The following is a 25,149-nucleotide window of genomic DNA, read 5'->3' as shown; positions in this document are numbered from 1 at the left end:
TAACTCTAACGTGCTGGCAAGTTCTGATAGACTTGCCGACGAGTTCTCCTTCGGTACGAAGGATTGCTTAACAATCACCAGATGGGGATTTAACGGATGAAACTGAAAAACACCTTGGGCTTTGCCATTGGTTCTATTGTTGCCTTGACTTCATTCGGCGTATTGGCGCAAGGCCAAGGCGCTGTCGAGGTGGAAGGCTTCGCCAAAAAACAACAGTACGACAGCGATCGCGATTTCAAGAACAATGGCAACCTGTTCGGCGGTTCGATTGGCTACTTCCTGACCGACGACGTTGAATTGCGTCTGGGCTACGACGAAATCCACAACGTTCGCTCCGATGACGGCCGCAACGTCAAGGGCGCAGACACTGCTCTGGACGCTCTGTACCACTTCAACGCTCCGGGCGACATGTTGCGTCCGTACGTTTCTGCCGGTTTCTCTGACCAAAGCATTGGCCAGAATGGCGGTGGCGGTCGTAACCGTTCCACCTTCGCTAACGTTGGCGGCGGCGCGAAACTGTACTTCACTGAAAACTTCTACGCCCGTGCTGGTGTTGAAGCTCAGTACAACATCGACCAAGGCGACACCGAGTGGGCTCCAAGCGTCGGTATCGGTGTGAACTTCGGCGGCGGCAGCAAGAAAGCCGTTGAAGCAGCTCCAGCTCCAGTAGCTGACGTCTGCACCGACAGCGACAACGACGGTGTTTGCGACAACGTCGACAAGTGCCCGAACACACCAGCCAACGTAACTGTTGATGCTGATGGCTGCCCAGCAGTAGCTGAAGTGGTTCGTGTTGAATTGGACGTCAAGTTCGACTTCAACAAAGCCGTTGTTAAGCCTAACAGCTACAGCGACATCAAGAACCTCGCTGACTTCATGAAGCAGTACCCACAGACCACCACCACTGTTGAAGGTCACACTGACTCCGTCGGTCCTGACGCTTACAACCAAAAACTGTCTGAGAAGCGTGCAAGCGCTGTCAAACAGGTTCTGGTTAACCAGTACGGTGTTGGCGCTAGCCGCGTGAATTCGGTTGGCTACGGCGAAACCCGTCCAGTTGCTGATAACGCAACTGACGCTGGTCGCGCTGTAAACCGTCGCGTAGAAGCTGAAGTAGAAGCCAAAGCTAAGTAATTAGCCCGCGCCTCAAGAAAAGCCCGGCTTAGGCCGGGCTTTTCTTTGTCTGCGATTTGAGGTTTTAGTTAGCTATCAGGTCAGACTAATCAGCCGCTCGCCAACACGTTGGCTGCCGCCAGGCCTTGATTCGCTGTAGTTGAAGCCCCTGATACATCCTGCGCACGGGCTGCCACTTCTCCGATCACCAGAATCGCCGGGCTTTTCAGTTCGAAGGCGACAGCGTCCAGCTGCATGTCAGTCAGCGTGCTGCGGCATTCGCGTTGATGGGGCAGAGACGCGTTTTCGATCATGGCCACAGGCGTGTTCGCAGCCAAGCCGCCCGCGAGCAGGTTGTCGCGTATTTCTGATAGTTTGGCGACGCCCATATAGACCACCAGTGTCGTGCCACTTTGTGCCAGCGCTGGCCAATTAAGGCTGCTGTCGTCCTGCGTGTGAGCAGTGACCAGGGTCACGCCACGACTGACACCGCGCAAGGTCAGCGAAATACCGCACTGAGTTGCCCCGGCCAGTCCGGCAGTGATGCCGTTGACCAGTTCGACCTCCACCCCTTTCGCCCTCAGCCACTCGGCTTCTTCGCCACCGCGTCCGAAGATGCACGGGTCGCCACCTTTAAGCCGTACCACGCACTTGCCTTGGCGGGCGTAACGCAGCATGAGTCGATGGATGAAGGCCTGAGGTGTCGAGCGACAGCCGCCGCGCTTACCGACGGCGATCACTCGAGCTGTAGGGCAGTGTTCCAGTATTGCAATATTGACCAGGTCATCGATCAACACCACCTGGGCTTCGTGCAAGGCCCGTACGGCCTTGAGCGTAAGCAGTTCAGGGTCACCAGGGCCTGCGCCCACCAGCCAGATTTTTGCGCTCATGCTGCAGCCCTCATTAGCTGATTGCCATTGGCAGCGGGTTGGCCGCCAGCAATCGTTTGATTTCCGGTACACAGGAGCCACATTGGCTGCCGCAGCCCAGTTGTGTTTTCAGTTCAATCAGATCAAGCCCGCGACCAATTCCGGCCAGCACGGCGCTTTCGCTGACATTCATGCAGTTGCACAAAGTTTTGCTGCTGTGAGGCGTGGCCGCTGCGTTACCGGGTGGGGTGCTGATCGGCGCCAGAAGCCAGCGGCGCAGTTGTTCATCGGCGCGGCCTTCCAGCCACAGGCTCTGCAGCCAATGCTGGGCGATGGTTTCCCCTGCCAGGCGGATGGCGGTGATCCGGCCATTTTCGATGCGTACCCGTTTGCCAATAGAGCGACGTGGGTCGTCATAGGACAGTACCGGGCCCTCATTCAGGCCAAGTAGCTGGTCGATCTGTGTGAGTAATTGATTGTCCGGCGCCTGGGCGCTTGCAGCGCGGATCAGCAAAGCAGGACGCTCGCGACCAGCCAGGCTGAGGCTGGCGTAAGCAAAGCTTTCGCACAGCGGGCGCAGGGCTTCGAGATGGGTTTGTACGTCACCTTCGACCAGTGCGAACAGTTGCCACGGCAACGTCACGGCCTCGATGCGCACGCCGGTGTGCTTGAGCTCCGGCTGCTTGGACAGCGGGTCGAACGCGGGTTGCGTCAGTACGTTAACGCCACCCTTGAGAAAGCGATCACCCCAGTGCATCGGCAAGAACGCTTGACCTGGTCGCACGCTGTCATCGCTACTGACGGGCACGATCAAGCTACCGCGACGACTTTTCAGGCTCACCAGATCGCCCGCTTGCAGGCGATGACGGCGCATCTCGTCAGGGTGCAAGCTCAATACGGCCTCGCTGACATGGCCGAACAATCTTGCAGCGGTGCCTGTGCGGCTCATGCCGTGCCATTGATCACGCAGGCGGCCTGTGTTCAGGGTCAGCGGGAAACGTGCGTCACGCAGCTCTTTGGCGGCTCTGTAGGGCTCGGTAATGAAATTGGCACGGCCCGACTCGGTGGGGAAGATGCCATCGCCATATAAGCGAGGTGTTCCTGTCTGGGCACCGGTTGGGAAGGGCCATTGTTGTGGGCCTTGTTGATCGAGCACGGCATAGCTGATGCCCGACAGATCCAGATCACGCTCGCGCGTCAGCTGTTTGTACTCGTCGAACAGCGCTTGTGGTTGATCAAACGCGAACAGGCTGGGCGCGCCTGGACGTAGCCGTTGTTCCAGGCGCTGAGCGAAGTCCACGGTAATCGCCCAATCCGCGCGCGCCTGGCCGGGGGCCGGTATCGCCTGGCGCACGTGAGAGATGCGTCGTTCCGAGTTGGTGACCGTGCCTTCCTTTTCGCCCCAGCTGGCCGCAGGCAACAGCAGGTCGGCAAAGCGGCAGGTTTCGGTGGTGCGAAAGGCTTCTTGCAGGACCACAAAGGGGCAAGTGGTCAGCGCTTGCTGAATTTTTTGTTGATCGGGCAGCGACTGCGCCGGGTTAGTGCAGGCAATCCAGAGGGCTTTGATCTTGCCTGTCTGCAATTGCTCGAACAACTCGATGGCGGTCAGCCCGGTAGAGGCGGGTAACGCATCGACCCCCCAATACTCGGCAACCTCTGCGCGATGCGTGGCGTTGGCCGCTTCGCGATGGCCCGGCAGCAAATTGGACAAACTTCCTGTTTCACGGCCGCCCATGGCGTTCGGCTGACCGGTGAGAGAGAAGGGGCCTGCGCCGGGGCGGCCGATTTGCCCGGTTGCCAAATGCAGGTTGATCAGTGCGCTGTTCTTGGCGCTACCCGCCGTGGACTGATTCAAGCCCATACACCACAGCGACAGAAAACTCGGGGCGGTGCCAATCCATTGCGCGCAGGCGTGCAGTTGCTCCACGGGAATGCCGCAGATCTCGGCGACCATTTGCGGGGTGTAATCGCGCACCAGGGTCTTTAGTTCTGCATAGCCTTGGGTGTGCTGATCGATAAAGCTGCGATCAATCCAGTCTTCCCAGAGCAGCAGATGCAGGATGCCGTGAAACAGCGCGACATCGGTGCCGGGCTGGATCGCCAAGTGCAGGTCCGCCAGTTCGCAGGTGTCTGTGCGGCGCGGGTCGACCACGATGATCTTCATGTCCGGCCGCTGGCTTTTCGCTTCTTCCAGCCGACGGAACAGCACCGGGTGGGCGTAAGCCATGTTGCTGCCAACGATCAGCACGCAGTCGCTGAGCTCAATGTCTTCGTAGTTACACGGTGGTGCGTCGGCACCCAGGCTGCGTTTGTAGCCGACCACTGCGGAAGACATGCACAGCCGCGAATTGCTGTCGATATTGTTGGTGCCGACCAGTGCTCGGGCCAGTTTGTTGAATGCGTAGTAGTCCTCGGTCAGCAGTTGCCCTGAGACGTAAAACGCAACGCTGTCCGGGCCGTGTTCGCGAAGGGTGTCAGCGAACACGTTGGCAGCATGGTCAAGCGCCGTGTCCCAATCTGTGATGCTGCGCGCCAGGGATTTACCCAAGCGCAGTTCCGGGTACAGCGCCCGAGCCGTCAAGTCGCCAGTCAGGTGCAGGCTTGATCCTTTGCTGCACAGTTTGCCGAAGTTGGCCGGGTGCCTAGGATCGCCGCTGACGCCGAGAATGCGCTCATTGTCGTGCTCGATCAGCACGCCACAGCCGACTCCGCAATAGCAGCAGGTCGACGCGGTGATCTGCGTTGTAGCGGCGGGTGGGCGCATTATGCTGCTTCCTTCAATGCCAGTTGCACGCGGCCGTTCTCTACGCGGGCCAAGTGTTTGTGTGTGCAGCCCACGTCGGGCGCTTGCGCTTCACCCGATTCCAGGTCGATCTGCCAGTTGTGCAGCGGGCACGCCACGCGCTTCCCGTAGATCAACCCCTGAGACAATGGGCCGCCTTTGTGTGGGCAACGGTCGTCGAGGGCGAAGACTTCATCGTCGCTGGTGCGGAAAATGGCGATGTCCCCCTTGGGCCCTTCGATGATGCGCGAGCCCAGCGGGTTGATGTCTTCCAGGGCGCAGATATCGAGCCAGTTCATGCCAGCACCTCCACAGGGATGCGTTCGAATTCTTTTTTCAGCAGTGGTTGCTCGATGCGCTCTTTCCAGGGGTCCTGCTCGAATGACAGTGAGAACTGCAATTTCGCGTTCAGGGCCCGGCGGTTGTCATGATCTTCCAGCACCGCTTTTTTGATGTGCTCCATACCGACTCGCTGCAGGTAGTGCACGGTGCGCTCCAGGTAGAAGGCTTCTTCGCGATACAGCTGCAGGAAGGCGCCATTGTATTCGCGGACTTCTTCAGCGGTTTTCAGCTTGACGAAGAATTCGGCGACTTCGGTCTTGATCCCGCCGTTGCCACCGATGTACATCTCCCAGCCGGAGTCGACGCCGATGATGCCGACGTCCTTGATCCCGGCTTCCGAACAGTTGCGCGGGCAGCCAGAGACGGCCAGCTTGACCTTGTGCGGCGACCACATGTTGAAAAGGTCGTGTTCAAGTTCGATGCCCAGTTGGGTCGAATTCTGTGTGCCGAAGCGGCAGAACTCACTGCCGACACAGGTCTTCACCGTGCGGATTGATTTGCCGTAGGCGTGGCCGGAAGGCATGTCGAGGTCTTTCCAGACGCCTGGCAAATCCTGCTTCTTGATCCCCAGCAGGTCGATACGTTGCCCGCCGGTGACCTTGACCATGGGCACGTTGTACTTGTCGGCGACATCGGCAATACGGCGCAGTTCGGACGGGTTGGTCACGCCGCCCCACATCCGTGGCACCACCGAATAAGTGCCGTCTTTTTGAATATTGGCGTGAGCGCGTTCGTTGATCAGGCGCGATTGCGGATCGTCCTTTGCCTCGCCTGGCCAGGTGGAAATCAGGTAATAGTTCAGCGCAGGACGGCAGGTGGCGCAGCCGTTGGGGGTGCGCCAGTTCATGTAGCTCATGGCGCCAGCGATGGTAAGCAGGTGCTGCTCGCGGATGGCTTTGCGGATTTGCCCGTGGTTCAGGTCGCTGCAACCGCAGATGGCTTTTTCGCTCTTCGGTTTGACGTCTGCTGCGCCGCCCACGGTGTTGATCAGAATCTGCTCCACCAGACCGGCGCAAGAGCCACAGGAGCTGGCCGCCTTGGTGTGCTTTTTCACGTCATCGACGCTGAACAGCCCGTGTTCCTGAATCGCCTTGACGATGGTCCCTTTGCAGACGCCATTGCAGCCGCAGACTTCGGCGCTGTCGGCCATGCTCATGGCTTTGTCCTGACCCTGGTGGCCGACATCGCCCAAGGCGTTTTCGCCGAACATCAGGTGGTCGCGGATTTCATTGATCTGATGGTTTTCGCGGATTTGCCGGAAGTACCAGCCGCCGTCTGCGGTGTCGCCATACAGGCAGGCGCCGACCAGGACGTCATCCTTGATCACCAGCTTTTTATAGACCCCGCCAATCGGGTCGGACAGGGTGATGGTTTCAGTGCCTTCGCCGCCCATGAAGTCGCCAGCGGAAAACAGGTCGACGCCAGTCACTTTCAACTTTGTCGAGGTCACTGAGCCTTGATAGCGCGCGAAGCCCAGTTGGGCAAGATGGTTTGCGCAGACTTTGGCTTGCTCGAACAGCGGCGCCACCAGCCCGTAGGCAATGCCGCGATGGTTGGCGCATTCGCCGATGGCATACACACGCGGGTCGTAGGTTTGCAGGGTGTCGTTGACCAGAATCCCCCGGTTGCAGGGGATGCCAGCCTGCTCGGCCAATTCGGTGGCGGGGCGGATACCGGCGGCCATGACCACCAGATCGGCAGGGATCACATCGCCGTTCTTGAATTGCACGGCTTTCACCCGGCCTTTGCCGTCATCGAGCAGTGCCTGGGTCTGTTCTTTCAGGCGGAACGTCAGGCCGCGCTTTTCCAATTCCATTTGCAGTAAATGCGCGGAAGTCTGGTCCAGTTGGCGTTCCAGCAGCCATTCGCCGATGTGCACCACGGTCACGTGCATGCCGCGCAGCTTGAGGCCGTTGGCGGCCTCGAGGCCGAGCAGGCCGCCACCAATCACCACTGCGTGGGTGTGGGTCTTGGCGGTGTTGATCATGGTCTGGGTGTCGGCGATGTCGCGGTAGCCGATCACACCCTGCAGGTCATTGCCGGGGATGGGCAGAATGAAGGGGGTCGAGCCGGTCGCGATCAGCAAACGATCATAGTGGGCTTCGGTGCCGTCGTCGGCGATTACCAGCCGCTTGGCGCGATCAATCTTCACCACTTTACGGTTGAGCAGTAGCTGAATGTTGTTTTCCAGGTACCAGCTCAAATCGTTGAGCACGATCTCATCGAACGTTTGCTCCCCGGCCAATACTGGCGACAGCAGAATGCGGTTGTAATTAGGGTGTGGCTCTGCGCCGAACACGGTGATGTCGTACAGGTCGGCGCTCAGTTTGAGCAGCTCTTCGAGGGTACGAACGCCGGCCATGCCGTTGCCAATCATCACCAGTTTGAGTTTTTTCATAGTGCCTCCGAGAGACCACGAGGGGCGTGCTCGACAAGTTCCGCGCAAACAAAAAAAGGCGTCCCGCTAGTCACCTAGCGAGGACGCCTTTGTCCAGTCCCGTTCTCTCGGGAAGTGCCACTTTCGTCGTTGAAAGCGGGCACTTTATAAATTGCTTGGTGAAACTAATGCAGTGGTTGTGCCAAGTCGGTGGGCGCCCGTGATTACAGGGGTTTTCCAGGCGTTGTGCTGGGTTGATTGCACTCTTTTAACGCGGATTGCCTGCAAGTGGTGCGATCTTGGGTCGCCACCTCATCCACGCAATATCCAGATAATCAGTATCAGATTCACCAGCAACGACGTCAGCGCCAGTGTTCGCCATACCTTCAGCGGCTCGCGTTCCATTAGCGGCCTGGGTTTGACCTTGAGCGTGGTCAGTTCGGCCTGTTCCAGTTCCAATAACCACTCTTCGGCGGTTTCATAACGCTGGGTCGGGTCTGCGCTCAACGCCCGGCTCAGGTTGCGCTCCAGCCAGTCCGGTACGTCCGGTCGATAGCGACTGGCTGGAACCGCCACGCCAAAGTGCGGGTGTTGAAACGCTTCGATTTCGCCATAGGGATAGTGCCCGGTGAGCAGGTAATACAGGGTGACTCCGGCGCTGTATAAGTCCTGCTGTCCACTGGGGGCTATGCCGTCAAAGGCTTCGGGGGCGATGAAGCTGGGTGTGCCGGGTAAGTCGTTGGCGGTATCGACTGACAGGCCGGGGCAATACGCGAGGCCGAAATCCAGCACCCGCAGCTCGCCACCGTCATCAAGCAGCAGGTTCTCCGGCTTGATGTCGCGATGCACGATGTTGCGCCGATGCAGTAGGCCCAGGGCGCGCAGCAAGCTCATGGCCAGATCCTGCCATTGCGGCAACGGCAGTGGACCGTTTTCCCCGAACACCTGGGCCAGGGTCTGACCGGGGTATTCGCGCATCACGTAATACAAATGCTGACGTTCGGGGGCGGGATGAATCTCAGGGAAAAACCGTCCGGCCACGCGCCGCAAGAACCACTCTTCCAGCAGCAGGCCTTGTCCGGCATGGCTTTCGGCATGACGACTTGCAGGCAGGGTTTTCAGTAGCCAGGGCTGTTGTTGCTGATCGCGTACCCGATAAAGCAGGGATTGCCGCGACTGCCCGAGTACCGTTTCCACCTGCCAGCCTTCGAACCGTTGGCCCGGCTTCAGTGCGGGAGGTATTGGCCATTGCTGAAGCTGGATCAGGGTGTCGCCCAGGTTATCCTGCCCCAGTCCATCGACCTGAATCAGCAGGGCGCTGGCGTTGTCCTGACTGCCCGCCAGATGCGCGGCGCTGACCAGGGTCTGCACTGCGTTATCGAGATTGTCCTGCTCGCGCAGGATTGAGCTGATGCTGGCTTCGCTGAGCGTCGACCATACGCCATCACTGAGTATCAGCCAGCGCTCGCCCTCGCGCAGTTCGCCGTCAAGGTAGTCCATGACCACGTATTGATCGAGCCCCAGCGCGCGTTTGAGGACGTGTTGCATGTCCGGTTGTTCCCAGACGTGGTCCTCACTGACGCGCAGCAGTTGCCCTGCGTGCCAGCGGTAAACCCGGCAATCGCCGACATGGGCCAGGGTGAAACGCCGGCCCCGTAAGACGATGGCACTCAAGGTAGTCAGCAGGCCATTGGCCTGTAGCCAGCGATTCTGTGCCAGCAACAGGCGGTCCAGCGACTGCGCGACACCCCAGGTTTCCGGGGTGGCGTAGTAATCCAGCGCCAGCGCCTGCAAGGTCGAGCGGGCCGCCAGCCCGCCGTCGGCACAATGGCTGACACCGTCGGCGAGGGCGAACAAGTAGCCCTTGCTCGCCGCCAATGCCGGCATCGGCGTCACCAGGCGACCTGCATCCTGATTTTCCGTGCGCGGACCACTGGCGCTGAAATGGGCGAAACTCAGTTGCAAGCTCATCGGGGAGGTTAAACCCGTGCCGCCGTCACTGCTGCCGAGCCCCATGTGGTTCTCCAGCGGCGTTTGACGTTATGCAGGCCGAACCAGGCCAATACGCCGAGGCTGGCGAACAGCCACAGACCCATTTGGTAATCGCCTGTGTTCTGCTTGATTGCACCCAGACCGGCTGCCAGGAGGAAACCACCCACGCCACCGGCCATGCCGATCAAGCCCGTCATCACACCGATTTCCTGACGAAAGCGCTGCGGTACCAGTTGGAATACTGCGCCGTTGCCGGCACCCAGGCCAAGCATTGCCGAAACGAACAGGGCCAGGGCAGCCCAAGAGCTGGGCAGGTTAAACCCGACAGCCGCAATACAGATGGCCGCCACTGCGTACATCCCCGACAAGGTACGAATCCCGCCGAACCGGTCCGCCAGAGCACCGCCCAGTGGGCGCATCATGCTGCCACCGAACACGCAGGCTGCCGTGTAATAACCGGCAGTCACCGGGCTCAGGCCGTATTGGTCGTTGAAATAGCCGGGCAGGGCGCTGGCCAGGCCAATAAAGCCGCCGAAGGTCACTGCGTAGAAGAACATGAACCACCAGGTGTCACGGTCGCCCAGGGCTTTCATGTAGTCAGCCATGGATTTGGTTTTTGCCCGTTGCGGCGAGTTGCGGGCCATCAATGTAAAAACGATCAGGACCAGGATCAGCGGAATCAGGGCGAAGCCGAACACGTTGGTCCAGCCAAAGGCCAAGGCCAGTGCAGGGGCGATCAGTGCGGCGAACACGGTGCCGGAGTTGCCTGCACCGGCAATGCCCATGGCCTTGCCTTGATGCTCTGCCGGGTACCATTGCGAGGCCAGCGGCAGGGCGACTGCGAACGCGGCGCCTGCCATGCCGAGGAATACCCCGAGCAGCAAGGCTTGCTCATAGCTGTGGATGCCCAGCTGCCAGGCCGCCAACAATGCACCAATGACGATCACTTGACCGATGATGCCCGCTGTCTTTGGCGACAACTTGTCAGCCAGCAGGCCCATGAGTACGCGCAGAAAAGCCCCGGCCAGAATCGGCGTCGCTACCATCAATCCGCGCTGCTGGGTGGTCAGGTGCAGATCGCCGGCGATCTGTACGGCCATTGGGCCGAGCAGGTACCAGACCATGAAACTCAGGTCGAAATACAGGAAGGCTGCGAACAGAGTCGGCTTATGGCCGGCTTTCCAGAAGCTTGTATTCATTGAACACCTCATCTGCAAAAAAGAGTTGTTGCTGAGTTCGAGCGCGGCTTGAAGCTCAGCGGGTAGGGACGTGCAGGTGGAGCATCCATATCCGGGGGCTCCACCAGCCCCAGGCGCTGGGGCCAAAACGCAAAAAACGCCGCAACCCGATTCGCGTTTGCGAGAGGGGTATGCGACGTCTTTGTCGTAAGTGGGGCAGCCGCCGTTGGCTACCTGTGTAATCTCTAAAGCAAAAGCCGGGCCATCATCAGAGGATTGCTCTCGCGCGACACGTGAGAGCGATCAATTCATCCCAGTAATTCACTCATGGCAATGATCTGCTCAGCCACCTGAATCAGCTTCTGCTGGCGGCTCATGGCTTGGCGGCGCATCAGGGTGTAGGCCTCTTCTTCTTTGCAGTCCTTCATCTTCATCAACAGGCCTTTGGCCAACTCGATGCGTTTTCGCTCCACCAATTGCTGGTCGCGTGCCTGTAATTGGGCACGCAGCGCTTGATCGCTCTCAAAACGGGCCATCGCCACGTCCAGGATCGGTTGCAGGCGTTGGGCATTGATACCTTCAACGATGTAGGCACTGACCCCGGATTTGATGGCCTGGCGCATGACGAGCGGGTCGTGCTCATCGGTGAACATCACGATAGGGCGCGGCAGATCGCGGGTGACCAGCACCACTTGCTCCATCACGTCTCGGCCGGGGGACTCGGTGTCGATCAAAATGACGTCGGGTCGCACGGCCTCTACCCGGGCAGGCAAGTCGATGGTCAGTCCGGACTCGTCGATCACCTCGAAACCGGCCTCGCTGAGTGCGGCCTTGAGGCGTCCGACTTTTTTAGCCGTGTCATTTATCAGCAGGATACGCAGCATGTTCGCGACTTCCTTCAGCGACTGACACGGGTGGGTACGGCATCGGCCAGCGCGTGCAACTTGAAGCTGTGTGCATAGGCTGTGGGATCGCTACCGTCCCAGACTTTGCCATCAATCAGCTGGCTGCTGCGCATGGAGGACTCAGGGACTGCGATGCCGAGAGCGGTCGCTGCCTGGCTGTACAACTTCAGTTGCTGCACTTGCGTGGCGATCCCAAGATAGTCCGGGTCTTCGCGCAACAGGCCCCAGCGCCGGAACTGGGTCATGAACCACATGCCGTCGGACAGGTAAGGCAGGTTGACCTCGCCCGCGCCATGAAAGCGCACGGCGTGCGGGTCATGCCAGTGGTTGCCGAGACCGTCAGCATAGTCGCCCATGAGCCGTGGTTCTATGCAGTCTACCGGCGTATTGAGGTAATCGCTGCCGCTGAGCAATTGCGCGGTACTGCGCCGGTTTTCATCGTTTTGTTCAATAAAACGGCTGGCTTCCAGCACTGCCATGACCAGCGCCCGTGCAGTGTTGGGGTACTGCTCGACAAACTCGCGGGTGCAGCCAAGTACTTTTTCCGGGTGATCGGGCCAGATCGCCTGCGTCGTCGCCAAGGTAAAGCCAAGGCCTTGATTCACCGCGCTGGCGCACCAGGGTTCGCCGACGCAGCAGCCGTCGATACGCCCGGCTTGCAGGTGCGCGACCATTTGTGGCGGCGGCACGACCACGCTGTTGACGTCGTTCAGCGGGTGAATGCCTTGGCTCGCGAGCCAGTAATACAACCACATGGCATGTGTGCCGGTGGGGAAAGTCTGGGCAAACGTCAGTTTTGTACGGCTTTGGTGCACGTACCGGTCGAGTGCCTCAGGACTGGTCACGTTCGCGTCCTGCAACGCTTTGGATAAGTTGATGCTTTGCCCGTTCTGGTTCAGGCCCATCAGCACCGCCATGTCGGTGCTCACGGAGCCGCTGATTCCCAATTGCACCGCATAGATCAGCCCGTAAAGGCTGTGAGCGGCGTCCAGTTCGCCACTGACCAGCTTGTCGCGCAGGTTGGCCCAGGACGATTGGCGTTTCAGGTTCAGGGTCAGGCCATAGGGCTGAGCAAACCCTTGGGTGGCGGCAACCACCAGTGGCGCGCAGTCGGTCAGGGCCATGAAGCCCAGGTCGATGGTGTTTTTTTCCGGCGCGTCGCTGCCCGCGACCCAGGCCAGAGTGTTGTTCGGTAGTGTGTTCATGCCGATTTATTCATGGTCAAAGCGCCATCCATAAAAAAGCGTCGCGCAGTCTTCTGCACAAGCAAAGACCGTCACGACGCCATTGTCCGATGCCTCGCTCCGCCGTTGGAGGGAGTGCTGATCAACGGTATCAAGCAAGGCATATGCCATGAGTGGGTTGCCGGGTGTGGGAACAGGGGGACGCCTAGTTCTTGCCTGCGAAAGCGGTGGTACCGAATGGTGGTGACGAATGGCAGGGTGAAGACAGTTGCTCGTGTTGATCTGCTGCAGTTCGAACTCGCCTACAACCCCTCGGCCCGTCTATAATCGCTGCCCTGAATTCAGCCGCTCACGAGCCAATCCCGCCCATGTATAACCTGGCCCGCCAGTTATTGTTCAAACTTTCCCCGGAAACGTCCCATGACCTGTCGCTGGATTTGATCGGCGCCGGGGGGCGTTTGGGGCTCAATGGCTTGTTTACCAAGGCGCCTGCGCAGTTGCCGGTAACGGTCATGGGCCTGAACTTCCCTAACCCGGTCGGGTTGGCAGCGGGGCTGGACAAAAATGGCACGGCGATCGATGGGTTTGCGCAGCTGGGCTTTGGTTTTGTCGAAGTCGGCACCGTGACCCCGCGCCCACAGCCGGGCAATCCGAAACCACGGATTTTTCGTCTGCCGCATGCCGAGGCAATCATCAACCGGATGGGTTTCAACAATCTGGGTGTCGATCACCTGATCAGCCGGGTACAGGCTGCCAAGTACCGCGGGATCCTCGGGATCAACATCGGCAAGAACTTCGATACCCCGGTAGAGCGCGCCGTGGACGACTACCTGATCTGTCTGGATAAGGTCTACGCTCATGCCAGCTACGTGACCGTGAATGTCAGTTCGCCGAACACGCCTGGCTTGCGCAGCTTGCAGTTCGGTGACTCGCTCAAACAATTGCTCGAAGCCCTGCGCCTGCGTCAGGAGGACCTGGCGCAAAAACACGGCAGGCGCGTGCCGCTGGCCATCAAGATTGCGCCTGACATGACGGATGAAGAAATTGTGCAGGTCGCTGCTGCGCTGATTGAATCAGGCATGGATGCGGTGATTGCGACCAACACCACGCTCAGTCGCAAAGGTGTTGAAGGGTTGCCCCATGCGGACGAAGCCGGTGGCCTGTCGGGCGCGCCGGTTCGTGAAAAGAGTACCCATACGGTCAGAGTGCTGGCGGGTGAATTGGCCGGGCGGTTGCCGATCATTGCGGCGGGCGGGATCACAGAAGGCAAGCACGCGGCTGAGAAGATCGCCGCAGGTGCGAGTCTGGTGCAGATCTATTCGGGCTTTATCTATAAAGGACCAGCGTTGATTCGCCAGTCGGTTGATGCGATAGCGGGGATGTCGTCCCGGCACAGCGCATAAAAAAAGGGGTTCCTTGACGGAACCCCTTGGGCTTTAGCCCGCCGCCCGGGTGGGGCGTGCATGGTTTAGGTCATCGTTCAAACATTTAAAAAACTTGATCGGAATGTACCTGATTAGCCGACCGCGTGAAGTTCGTTGAGTCTGTGGATACCCGCAGTGCCGGTCATACCGTCCCAGTTGTCGCCGCGTCCTTCTCGCCAGCCATTGATCCAGGCTTGGCGTACCGACGGTAGAGTAAAGGGGCAAAGCTCACGGGATTTGCCATGAACACCAAATTGATATCCGCGTAAAAATGCTCTTTCCAACGGATCACGCTTAAGTCTTCTCATAGGGTGTTGCCCTCGTTTGTTGACTGTAATGTCCCTGAGGACCTCATGTTGAGGTCGGGCAGAATCTTCTGCCGTTGGTACCCGCTGCCGGCGTCGCGGGCTTGGTGTTGTCATCGTTGCGGTGACAACCTGTGATGAGTTCTAACCAATGCGCTTGGCTCTGTGAATGATCGTTTTGTCATAAGAACGTAACTATTGGCGTGGTAATGCCATAAGCAGCACACTCATTCGCAGGGATTTTTTACCACAGCCCCCCTGACCTGAGGCTTTGAATGAAGGCTGACGCGGTTTTTCAAACGCGAATGATGGCGGATTGCTTTCAGCCGTAAAACGACGAAGGGTCGGGATGTGACTTTTTATTACAAGGATCTTTAGCCTAAATGGGCGATGATCGAACGATCAATTGTCTTTTGGCCACCAAGCTGATGGACTGACTGCTGCATCGACGCAACGCGCCGATGACGGTGGACCGGCACAATATGTGTGCCACGCAGGCGCTCTCCAAGAAAGGCGCCTGTTTAAAATCTGGTCGGGCAATGCGTTGCCCCGCCGCTTATCGCTTAAGGCCCTGGATTACCCATGTCGGACCGTTACGAACTCTTTCTTACCTGCCCCAAGGGCCTCGAAGGTTTGCTCGCAGAGGAAGCCACCGGGCTTGGCCTCGAGGAGACCCGCGAACACACCTCGGCCATTCGTGGCATGGGCGACATGGAGACCGCCTATCGGCTGTGCCTCTGGTCGCGACTGGCCAACCGCGTGTTGCTGGTGCTCAAGCGGTTCCCGATGAAAGATGCCGAGGACCTGTACCACGGTGTACTCGATGTCGAATGGGAAGATCACCTGGACGCTGAAGGCAGTCTCGCGGTGGAGTTCAGCGGTAACGGTTCGGGGATCGACAACACCCACTTCGGTGCGCTGAAGGTCAAGGATGCGATCGTCGATAAACTGCGTACCCCGTCGGGTCTGCGTCCTTCTGTCGATAAGCTCAACCCGGACTTGCGCGTTCACCTGCGCCTGGACCGCGGCGAAGCGATTCTGTCATTGGACCTGTCTGGACACAGCTTGCACCAACGCGGTTACCGCTTGCAGCAGGGCGCGGCACCGTTGAAAGAAAACCTGGCAGCAGCGATTCTGGTGCGGGCCGGCTGGCCGCGCATCGCTGCTCAAGGCGGCGCGCTGACGGACCCGATGTGTGGCGTCGGCACCTTCCTGGTGGAAGGGGCGATGATGGCTGCGGATATCGCGCCAAACCTCAAGCGTGAACGCTGGGGTTTTTCGGCCTGGCTCGGGCACGTTCCTGCCTTGTGGAAGAAGCTGCACGATGAGGCGCAGGCGCGGGCCGATATCGGTCTGGCCAAGCCGCCGCTGTGGATTCGCGGTTATGAAGCCGATCCACGCCTGATTCAGCCTGCCCGCAACAACATTGAACGCGCCGGCATGAGTGAGTGGGTCAAGGTGTATCAGGGCGAAGTCGCGACGTTTGAGCCGCGTCCGGATCAGAACCAGAAAGGGTTGGTCATCTGTAACCCCCCTTACGGCGAGCGTCTGGGTGATGAGGCGAGCTTGCTCTATCTCTACCAGAACCTCGGCGAACGTCTGCGTCAGGCGTGCCTGAACTGGGAAGCGGCGGTGTTCACCGGCGCACCGGATCTGGGCAAGCGCATGGGTATTCGCAGCCACAAGCAATATGCCTTCTGGAACGGCGCCTTGCCGTGCAAATTATTGCTCATCAAGGTTCAGCCGGATCAGTTCGTCACCGGCGAGCGCCGCACACCTGAGCAGCGTCAGATTGAGCGTGAACAGGTCGAGGCGGATGTATCGGTTGAAGTCGAAGCGCCCGGCAAGTACGAAAAGTACAACAAGAACGGCAATCCTATTCGCAAACCTGAACCGGTCATTGAACAGGCACGGTTGAGTGAAGGCGGGCAGATGTTTGCCAACCGCTTGCAGAAAAATCTCAAATTGCTGGGCAAGTGGGTCCGTCGTGAAGGCATCGATTGCTATCGGGTCTACGATGCCGACATGCCCGAGTACGCGTTGGCCATCGATCTGTACCACGATTGGGTTCACGTTCAGGAGTACGCAGCGCCCAAGACTATCGATCCGGAAAAGGCGTCGGCCCGTCTGTTCGATGCGCTGGCAGCGATTCCCCAAGCGTTGAATATCGACAAGAGCCGGGTGGTGATCAAGCGCCGTGAGCGCCAGAGCGGCACCAAGCAGTATGAACGCCAGAGCGCACAAGGACAGTTCCTTGAGGTGAGCGAAGGCGGCGTCAAGCTGCTGGTGAACCTGACCGACTATCTGGATACCGGGCTGTTCCTCGATCACCGGCCGATGCGCATGCGCATTCAGCGTGAGGCAGCGGGCAAGCGCTTCCTGAACTTGTACGCCTATACGGGGACCGCGAGTGTGCATGCGGCAAAGGGTGGTGCACGTACAACCACCAGTGTCGATCTGTCCAAGACCTACCTGGATTGGGCACGACGGAACCTGTCGCTTAACGGTTTCTCTGACAAGAACCGCCTGGAGCAGGGCGACGTCATGGCGTGGCTGGAAGCAAGTCGTGACGAGTACGACCTGATTTTCATCGATCCGCCGACGTTCTCCAACTCCAAGCGCATGGAAGGGATCTTCGACGTGCAGCGCGATCAGGTGCAGTTGCTGGATCTGGCGATGGCGCGACTGGCCCCGGGCGGCGTGTTGTACTTCTCCAACAACTTCCGCAAGTTCCAGCTCGACGAAAACCTCGGCGAGCGCTATGCGGTCGAAGAAATTACCGCACAGACCGTTGACCCGGACTTTGCTCGCAACAGCAAGATCCACCGGGCCTGGCGTATTACGGCTCGCTGAACCGGCGATGTCCCACCCCTGACTTAATTAGTTAGGGGTGGGACGCGAGTAGGGCTAGGCAAGCTAGTGGCAAATAGCTATAACTGAGCCATGGCCACGGTTGCACCACAACGCTGGCGTATGAGTTCTGCTTATGTCGCCAAACAGCATTCGATCCAGAATTCTCGGCTTGATCCACGAAGACGCGCTTGCGCCGTCCGCAGCGACCCTGGCTTTTGCGGCAGGCGCTGTGCTGACCGCGATGCTCGTGTCGGCCAGCGCCGATATGCACCAACGCCGACTTGATCAGCGTTTCAATCTGTTGGCCAGCGAACGCTTCAGTCGCATTCAGGAGCGCTTCGACGATCAAGTCCAGCGCCTGGATGGCCTTCGCCGCTTCTTCGTCTTTTCCGACCAGATCACTCAAGCGGAATTCGATGGTTATGCGGCGCCTTTACTGGCGCTGACGCAGGCGTATTCCTGGGCGCCAAGGGTCTCTGGCGCAGAGCGCTCGCAGTTTGAGGCGCACGCGCACGCACAAGGTCTGACCGATTTCACCGTTCGCGAGCTGAGCCCCAGCGGTGAGCTAAAGCCTGCTGTTGATCGCCCTGAGTACTTTCCGGTCTTGTATACCCAATCCAGAAGCACAGAGCCGCTGCCGCTGGGTTTTGATGTGATGTCTGAAAGCATTCGCCGAACCACGCTTGAGCGTGCCTTGCAACGGGGCAGCATGGCCGTGTCGCCACGGATGGATCTGGTGGGGCTTGAGCCCGCGAATACCAGTGGTCTATTGCTGGTGGCGCCCGTGCTGTTATCGGTGGTCGATGGCGGAGCGAAGAAGCAGGCATTGACTGGGTACGTGATGGCGGTGATCGGCCTGCGGACATTGATGTCCGAAGGGTTGCCCGCCCAGGATCGCGACAACCTGGCGCTGCAGCTGTTCGACCTTTCTTCACCAGAGCAGCCCGGGCTGCTGTATCAGTCGGCAAACCAAACGGTGGAAAGCAACCTGCGCATCAGTACGCTGTTGAGCATGGCTGACCGACGTTACCTGCTGGAACTTCGTCCATCCGCTGCTTTTGTTGCTGCCAACCAGTCCTCGTCGACCAGCGTGATTGTGTTGGGGGGGTTACTGAGTCTGATCCTCAGCGCGTTGCTGTATAGCCTGGTCAATCAGCGTCAGCGCGCCTTACTGCTGGTCGAGCGGCGTACGGCCGAGTTGCGCAGCGTGCTAAACGCTGCGACTCAGGTGGCGATCATTGCGACGAATCTGCGCGGCGTCATCAGTACCTTCAACGTGGGTGCACAAAGGATGCTCGGCTACAGCGGCGATCAAGTCCTGGGGCAGTTCACGTTGGGGGATCTGCACCTTGGCACAGAGCTTTTGGCCCACGGCGAGCAGTTGAGCCGGCGTTATGGTCGCGAGGTGCCCACTGCCGAGGCGATGTTGGTCGAGGCGATGGAGGAGGGTGCCCATCCTGCACGGGAATGGACACTGGTGCGTCGCGACGGCAGCTCTCTGGTAGTCAATATGCTGGTCACGGCGGTGCGCGATGAGCGCCAGCAATGGGTGGGTTACCTTGCAATCTGCGTCGACGTCACTGAAGGCAAGCGCGCTCATCAAGCCTTGGCTGCGCGCGATCAATTGCTGGAAAAGCTCAGTGCGCAGGTGCCCGGAGGGATTTATCAATACCAACTGAACAGCGATGGCAGTTCCTTTTTTACTTACGCCAACAGCGGCATGTGGCGGATTTACGAGCTGCCTCATGATTTAAAGCAGCAAGGTGTCGAGGCAGTGCTCGATCGGATCCACCCCATGGATCTGCAGCGAATCAAGAAGTCGATCTGCTATTCCGCCGAGCACCTGACGCCGTGGCGTGAGGAGTATCGCGTTGAACTGCCACACCAGGGCCAGCGCTGGTTGCAGGGAGAGGCGATGCCTGAGCGATTACCTGATGGCGGGGTGCTGTGGCATGGTTTTATCTCCGATATTTCTGACTTGAAGCGTGTTGAGGACGAACTGCGCGCGCTGTCAGTGACGGACGTACTGACGGGCGTGTACAACCGTCGTTATTTTCAGGAGCGGCTCAAGGCCGAGCTTTCTCGGGTCCATCGGCATGGTGGGGAGTTGTCGGTGATCATGCTCGACATCGATCACTTCAAACGCATCAACGATCAATTCGGTCATGCGATGGGCGACCATGTGCTGCAAGGGCTTTGTCAGCGGATCAATCAGCGCTTGAGGCAAGATGATGTGTTCTGTCGGCTAGGTGGCGAGGAGTTCATGGTGCTGTGTCCCAACGCTACTGGGGAAAACGCACATGCGCTCGCGCTTGAGTTGTGGCAGGTGTTGCGGGGGGAGCCCATCGAGGGTGTGGGCGTGGTGACGGCGAGTTTCGGTGTTGCCAGCTGGCGACCTGTTGAAGGCGGTGATTCGCTATTGCTACGGGCAGATTCGGGCGTTTATGCCGCCAAACAGGCTGGGCGTGATCGCGTCGAACCCGAGTTGTCATGAGGTAAAACAGTTGTGTCGCGTGATATGCCACCTTCACGCAGGCAAGCCTGCGTGAAGGTGCGGGGGCGTCCGAGCGACGCGGTATCAGGATTACTGTTGCAGCGAAATGGCAGTGTTGACCAGCTTCGGTTGGCGATAAAGGTCGAGCAGGACCTCATCGAGCACCGAAGATGTGCCGCCTACGCGTGAGTCATTGAGGATCGCGACCACCGCCCAGGTATTGCCGTTGATGTCGCGGCTGAAACCGGCAATTGCGCGAACGGTATTCAGGGTGCCGGTCTTGATGTGCGCTTCACCCCTCATCTGTGTAGTTTTGAGGCGCTTGCGCATGGTGCCGTCCATGCCCGCCAGCGGCAGAGAGCTCATGAACTCCGCTGCGTAGGGGCTGCGCCAGGCAGCTTGCAGCAAGGTCGCCATTTCACGTGCGCTGACCCGCTCGGCGCGCGACAGGCCCGAGCCATTCTCCATCACCAGGTGCGGCGCAGTGATGCCCTTCTTCGCCAGCCACTGACGAACCACGCGTTGCGCGGCTTTGGCATCATCGCCGTCTGCTTCATTGCGGAACTTCGCGCCAAGGCTCAGGAACAGTTGCTGAGCCATGGTGTTGTTGCTGAATTTGTTGATGTCACGAATGATTTCCGCCAGATCCGGGGAAAACGCTTTGGCCAGCAGCTTGGCGTTACCGGGCACGATATCGACCCGGTCCTTGCCCAGAATGGTGCCGCCCAGTTCCTGCCAGATTGCGCGTACCGCACCCGCCGCATAGGTTGGATGGTCCAGTAGCGACAAATAGGTCTGCGAGTTGCAGCCTTCGCCCAACTGACCGTTGACCACCACAGTAATGCTGCCATCGGCCTGGGTTACCGGGTTGTAGCGCATGTCTCCGGTGCATTTGTTCGAGGCCAGCGCCTTGACCTGATTATCGATGTGAATGCTGGCAATCGGTGGCTCTACAGACACCAGCACTTTGCCGGAGTCGTTGCGCGCGACAAAGCGCAAGGCCTTGAGGTTAATCATCAGCGAGTCGGGCTTGACCAGGAATGGCTTGTTCTCATCATTGCCGTCGTCGTTGAACACCGGCAATTGCGGCTGGATGAAATGGCTGCGGTCCAGGACCAGATCGCCAGTCACCTGTTGCACACCATTGGCACGCAGGTCACGCATCAGAAGCCAGAGTTTTTCCATGTTGAGCTTGGGATCACCGCCACCCTTGAGGTAGAGGTTGCCATGCAACACGCCATTGTTCAGGGTGCCGTCAGTGAAAAATTCGGTTTTCCATTGATGCGTAGGGCCGAGCATTTCCAACGCCGCATAGGTGGTGACCAGTTTCATGGTCGACGCCGGGTTGACTGAGACATCGGCATTGAACACGGTCGGGGTGCCGGGACCATTGAGCGGCAGCATCACCAAGGACAAGGCATCATTCTGCAGCTTGGCGGCTTTGAGGGCTTGTTGAACCTTGGGCGGCAGCGAGGTGTTGATGGGGGCCGCAATGACAGGCATCGCCAAGGGCAAGAAAAGGCCGGCGAAAAACAAGTGACGTAAAGATTTGATCATGTGAAATAAAACCCTGCTATTGAGGAGGGGAAAAATGGAGGGCATGGATGGATTCCCTCGATCATCGCAACGTCGACCGGAATCAAAGCGGCGATTAAATACCCTGTTTCACCGACAGATGAATGGTCGGTACTTAAAAAGGTTCGATATTGAGCGGCATTATGCCCCAAGCGCGGGTGACTTGCGCCGTGGCATAGCCGTCCAACCGGCTATTTTTTACCGTTGATGGGTTATTTTGCTGTGGCGGACCCTACGGCACGCAAACATTGGCACGGAGGCGGGCATTTAATAGCCCGAACTGGTAAAGTGCCGCCCGTTATTACTTATGAGGATTGTTCCATGGCCACTAACCGTTCCCGCCGTCTGCGCAAAAAACTCTGCGTGGATGAATTCCAGGAGCTGGGTTTTGAGCTGAACCTGGACTTCAAACAAGACCTGGACGATCAGGCTATTGATGCCTTCCTCGACGCTTTCCTGACAGATGCCATGGAAGCCAACGGTTTGAACTATGTTGGCGGCGATGACTTCGGTCTGGTTTGCTTGAGCAAACGTGGTTCGGTCAACGAAGAGCAGCGTGTCAAGGTCGAAGCCTGGCTGAAAAGCCGCAGCGAACTGACAGAATTGACCGTCAGCCCGTTGATCGACGTGTGGTACCCGGAAAAGTCGATCAATCCGGTAGTTTGATGGTGTAAGAAGAGGCAGGCTTCAGGGCCTGCCTTTTTCGCCGAGTGCAACGCTCTGGCGCTGATGTCCCGTTTATCCCTGTGTACTCAATCCGGCTTTCGCCAAAATACTGCTTTTGTCGACGGCATCGATTTGTTGCGGCTGCAGAAAATCAGAGGCGTAGTGCTGATAGATTTCCGTCTGGACAAACAACTGAAACAGTTCCGGGTCGATATGCGCATCGCGACACATCTGCGCCATGATCGTGAGTGCTTCGCTCAGGCTTTTGCCTTTTTTATACGGTCGATCGGCCGCTGTCAGGGCTTCGAAAATGTCAGCGATGGCCATCATTCGCGCTGCCAGACTCATTTCGTCGCGTTTCAATCGTTTCGGGTAACCCGTGCCGTCCATTTTTTCGTGATGGCCGCCAGCGATTTCGGCAACCCCCTGCAGATGGCTGGGGAAGGGTAGGCGGCTCAGCATCAGAATGGTCTGCACCATATGGTGGTTGATGACGTAGCGTTCCTCACGAGTCAAGGTGCCTCGGGTGATGCTCAGGTTGTACAACTCGCCTCGGTTGAATTTGTACTGTGGAACCTCAAGCTTGAAGCCCCAGCGGTTGTCGGCGGGGATATTTTCGGCCGCCGCCCGTTCGAACAAATGCTCAGACCGGTCAGCCAGCAGAGGTTCGCTGGCAGGCAAGTCCGGTGACGGGCTTCGGGCCTGACGTTTGTTTTCTTCCCAGGACACGCCGATCCTGTCGTCCAGCGTACGCATCCAGGTCCGTGCAGCAATCGTTTGCAAATGTTCTAAATCTGAATCGGCCATGGCTTCGCTGCCCAGATTGCAGAGGGCGACAAACCTGAAATCATCATCCAGTTCGTTGAGCTGAGTTTCGCGGGCAGCGGCCAATGACACTTCGTCGCCGTCCTGCGCTTTGGCTTTCCAGTAGTCGACCCAGGCGTCGCGTTTCAGTACTTCGAAGCGGGTGCGGACTTCATGGATGCGGTCGTACAAGGTTTCCAGCTTGGTGGCCTTGTCCACGACATACTCGGGCGTGGTGACCTTGCCGCAGTCGTGTAGCCAGGCAGCAATATGCAAGGTCTCCCATTCGTCCTCGGTCGGCTGGTAATTACGAAAAGCCGGTTGTTGGCTGGCGGCGGCCGCGCGAGCAAGCATGAACGTAAGTACCGGCACGCGCTGGCAGTGGCCGCCGGTGTAAGGGCTTTTGGCGTCGATGGCACCCGCGATAATCTGGATGAAAGCGTCCAGCAGCATTTTTTGTCTGGCTTGCAGGCGCTGGCTTTCGATGCATAGGGCCGCTGCGCCGGAGACTGCCTGGATGAACGCAATACGATCAGGGCTGAGCTTTTCAAGATCGGTCTCGGTGCCAGTATCCGTATGTATGAGGGTGAGGACGCCGATGGTTTCCCCTCGCTGATTACTCAATCGGATGCCCAGCAGGTGTATCCGCGGCGCCTCCAGCGCGCTCATCAGGCTTTGTAAATCGAGTGCCTGATCAAAGCCAAGCGCGACCACGCAGTGGTCTTTTTTCATGGCGAGGTCTTGCAGCCAGACGGGCGTCTCACTGGCTTGCGGGTCGTGAGTGGCGATGCTGTATTGCTGCGGGTCGTGTTTGACACCCTTGACGATCAGGCCCTGGGGTTCAAGGTGCCCGCTGTCACTGTCGAGCAAATAAATCAGCCCTGCCTGTGCCTGATTGATATTGACGGTTTCGAACAGAACACGTTCCAGCAGTGTCTCAAAGCGGGTTTCGGCCGACAGGCTGGCCGTGATCTCGAGAAAGCTGGCCAGTGTTTCCTTCATGCGGGCCATGGAGAGTGAAAGTTGATCGACCTCAAGCACCCATGATCGGTGGCTGGTCGGATGTTTGAAATCGAAGCTGCGAATCGCATCCGCTTCGCTGACCAGCGCCCGCAAGGGTTTGACCATTATTCGCGACATTAACCAGCCCAGTGGAAGACAGAGCAACAGCGTGGTCAATGTCACCAGTGCCCCTTCCCATCGCAGGCGCAGGGCGTCGGCCAGCAATTCGTCTTCGGGCACTAATAGCGCCAACTTCAGCCCCTGCGGGCCCCCTTCCTGCAGGGTGCTTTGGGCCACGACCCATGATCGCTTTCCTACGTTCAAGTGGTTGTTGGCGTCAACGCCGTCGTCGAACAGGCGAGCGAGGGCCGGGCTCAGGTCTCGTGCCTTTGCCAGATGCGCGGTACCGCTTTCTACAATCAGTTTTGAGCTGTCGGGGTAGGCCACTGCATTTCCGCTGGCATCGAAAAGCACGACTTCGGTGCCAGCGGTGACCTGATGCTTGGCCAGTGTCGACGACAGGGACTCCAGTGTCAGGTCGGCAGCGATCACTGTGCCGTCGCTGCTGCGACGAGCAAGCGTGGTGCCCACGTTGCGACTGGAGAAAAATACGTAGGGCGCTGTGGTGATCTGATCGGTGTCGCTAAGCGCGCTCTTGAACCACACGCGTTGACGCGGATCGTAATGTTCATTGAGGTTGTCGCGGTGGCTGATCAGGTGCAGTGAATCGTCGAAAAAAAGTGATTGAGAGCGCAGGCTGTCGTTGACGTGTTCAATGCTCCAAACCTGATAAGCCGCCTTGGCAGGCGCTTCGAAATAGCGTTTCAGGGTATCGCTGCGCAAGGGGCGGACCATGAAGAAATCGCCGTTCGCATACCCGATATACAGCGACGCCAGATTCGGGTTGTCCCGCAACGATTGAGAAAACGGTTTGAGCAGCGGCAGCCGCTGCTCCAGCGTGCTGTACTGATGTGCGTCAAAGACCGCTAGCAGGCTGAGCAGGCTGTGGATAGGCTGATAGGTGCGCTGTAAATCGACTTGCACATCCTGGGCAATATTGCTGAAAAGCTTCTCACTGCTCGACAGGATTATCTGTGACGTTTGCAGGTAGTTGAAAATGCCCAGCACGACGCCTGTGAGCAGGAGCAATACGGTGAACATGACGCTGATATGCACATGCAGAGGGTAGCGGCGTTGATTGGGCCACGGATGACTGGGCATCGCAAATCTCTCCATAGTCGTGCGGTGCATTGCTCGTGACTCCAGCATAGCCAAGGCTTGCCG

General features: G+C 58.6%; 16 protein-coding genes. 5 read left to right on the top strand and 11 right to left on the bottom strand.

Annotated elements, in window-relative coordinates:
* Positions 1-96: 96 nt before the first annotated feature.
* Entirely contained in the window at positions 97-1,134 is a 1,038-nt protein-coding gene (locus tag AC1MEA_RS23090; protein WP_219060223.1) for an OmpA family protein, read from the top strand.
* Positions 1,135-1,223: 89 nt separating this feature from the next.
* Here the strand turns inward: AC1MEA_RS23090 and cobA are convergent, their stop codons facing one another.
* The 8 genes from cobA to AC1MEA_RS23050 all read right to left on the bottom strand — a co-directional run bounded on the left by cobA (position 1,224) and on the right by AC1MEA_RS23050 (position 12,763).
* The gene (gene cobA, locus AC1MEA_RS23085) at positions 1,224-2,003 is read right to left on the bottom strand and encodes a uroporphyrinogen-III C-methyltransferase (protein WP_480417521.1); all 780 of its coding nucleotides are present in this window, start codon (positions 2,001-2,003) and stop codon (positions 1,224-1,226) included.
* 13 nt (positions 2,004-2,016) lie between these two features.
* The gene (locus AC1MEA_RS23080) at positions 2,017-4,746 is read right to left on the bottom strand and encodes a nitrate reductase (RefSeq protein ID WP_480417520.1); all 2,730 of its coding nucleotides are present in this window, start codon (positions 4,744-4,746) and stop codon (positions 2,017-2,019) included.
* A complete protein-coding gene (gene nirD, locus AC1MEA_RS23075; RefSeq protein WP_219060220.1) occupies positions 4,746-5,063 on the bottom strand; it encodes a nitrite reductase small subunit NirD in 318 nt (105 codons plus the stop codon). Before nirD ends, AC1MEA_RS23080 begins: the two co-directional genes overlap by 1 nt.
* Positions 5,060-7,504, bottom strand: a complete 2,445-nt coding sequence (gene nirB / locus AC1MEA_RS23070) for a nitrite reductase large subunit NirB (RefSeq protein ID WP_480417519.1) — start codon at positions 7,502-7,504, stop codon at positions 5,060-5,062. Before nirB ends, nirD begins: the two co-directional genes overlap by 4 nt.
* A 291-nt stretch (positions 7,505-7,795) precedes the next feature.
* Entirely contained in the window at positions 7,796-9,454 is a 1,659-nt protein-coding gene (locus AC1MEA_RS23065) for a bifunctional protein-serine/threonine kinase/phosphatase (RefSeq protein WP_480918204.1), read from the bottom strand.
* 8 nt (positions 9,455-9,462) lie between these two features.
* The gene (locus AC1MEA_RS23060) at positions 9,463-10,674 is read right to left on the bottom strand and encodes a nitrate/nitrite transporter (protein ID WP_219060218.1); all 1,212 of its coding nucleotides are present in this window, start codon (positions 10,672-10,674) and stop codon (positions 9,463-9,465) included.
* 287 nt (positions 10,675-10,961) lie between these two features.
* A complete protein-coding gene (locus tag AC1MEA_RS23055; protein ID WP_219060217.1) occupies positions 10,962-11,537 on the bottom strand; it encodes an ANTAR domain-containing response regulator in 576 nt (191 codons plus the stop codon).
* 14 nt (positions 11,538-11,551) lie between these two features.
* On the bottom strand, positions 11,552-12,763 hold the full coding sequence (locus AC1MEA_RS23050) for a CmpA/NrtA family ABC transporter substrate-binding protein (protein ID WP_480417518.1): 1,212 nt from the start codon (positions 12,761-12,763) through the stop codon (positions 11,552-11,554).
* A 347-nt stretch (positions 12,764-13,110) separates the two neighbouring features.
* On the opposite strand from AC1MEA_RS23050, the gene AC1MEA_RS23045 reads away from it, so the two are divergent.
* Entirely contained in the window at positions 13,111-14,145 is a 1,035-nt protein-coding gene (locus AC1MEA_RS23045) for a quinone-dependent dihydroorotate dehydrogenase (RefSeq protein WP_449633523.1), read from the top strand.
* A 113-nt stretch (positions 14,146-14,258) separates the two neighbouring features.
* Here AC1MEA_RS23045 and rmf read toward each other — a convergent pair whose 3' ends face one another.
* Entirely contained in the window at positions 14,259-14,474 is a 216-nt protein-coding gene (gene rmf, locus AC1MEA_RS23040; protein WP_080290409.1) for a ribosome modulation factor, read from the bottom strand.
* Between the two features lie 579 nt (positions 14,475-15,053).
* Here rmf and rlmKL point away from each other — a divergent pair.
* Together rlmKL and AC1MEA_RS23030 are read left to right on the top strand one after the other, a co-directional pair.
* The gene (gene rlmKL, locus AC1MEA_RS23035; RefSeq protein ID WP_480417517.1) at positions 15,054-17,324 is read left to right on the top strand and encodes a bifunctional 23S rRNA (guanine(2069)-N(7))-methyltransferase RlmK/23S rRNA (guanine(2445)-N(2))-methyltransferase RlmL; all 2,271 of its coding nucleotides are present in this window, start codon (positions 15,054-15,056) and stop codon (positions 17,322-17,324) included.
* A gap of 133 nt (positions 17,325-17,457) precedes the next feature.
* Complete coding sequence (locus AC1MEA_RS23030; protein WP_480417516.1) at positions 17,458-19,818, top strand: sensor domain-containing diguanylate cyclase; 2,361 nt, start codon at positions 17,458-17,460, stop codon at positions 19,816-19,818.
* A 90-nt stretch (positions 19,819-19,908) separates the two neighbouring features.
* Here the strand turns inward: AC1MEA_RS23030 and dacB are convergent, their stop codons facing one another.
* A complete protein-coding gene (gene dacB / locus AC1MEA_RS23025; RefSeq protein WP_219060211.1) occupies positions 19,909-21,375 on the bottom strand; it encodes a D-alanyl-D-alanine carboxypeptidase/D-alanyl-D-alanine endopeptidase in 1,467 nt (488 codons plus the stop codon).
* A 339-nt stretch (positions 21,376-21,714) separates the two neighbouring features.
* On the opposite strand from dacB, the gene AC1MEA_RS23020 reads away from it, so the two are divergent.
* On the top strand, positions 21,715-22,059 hold the full coding sequence (locus AC1MEA_RS23020; protein ID WP_219060210.1) for a YggL family protein: 345 nt from the start codon (positions 21,715-21,717) through the stop codon (positions 22,057-22,059).
* Positions 22,060-22,131: 72 nt separating this feature from the next.
* On the opposite strand, the gene AC1MEA_RS23015 is transcribed toward AC1MEA_RS23020, so the two are convergent.
* A complete protein-coding gene (locus AC1MEA_RS23015) occupies positions 22,132-25,086 on the bottom strand; it encodes an HD domain-containing phosphohydrolase (protein ID WP_480417515.1) in 2,955 nt (984 codons plus the stop codon).
* Positions 25,087-25,149: the final 63 nt, after the last annotated feature.

It is taken from the genome of Pseudomonas sp. ASL8, assembly GCF_056680355.1.
This window is presented reverse-complemented; position numbering and strand designations above follow the sequence as displayed.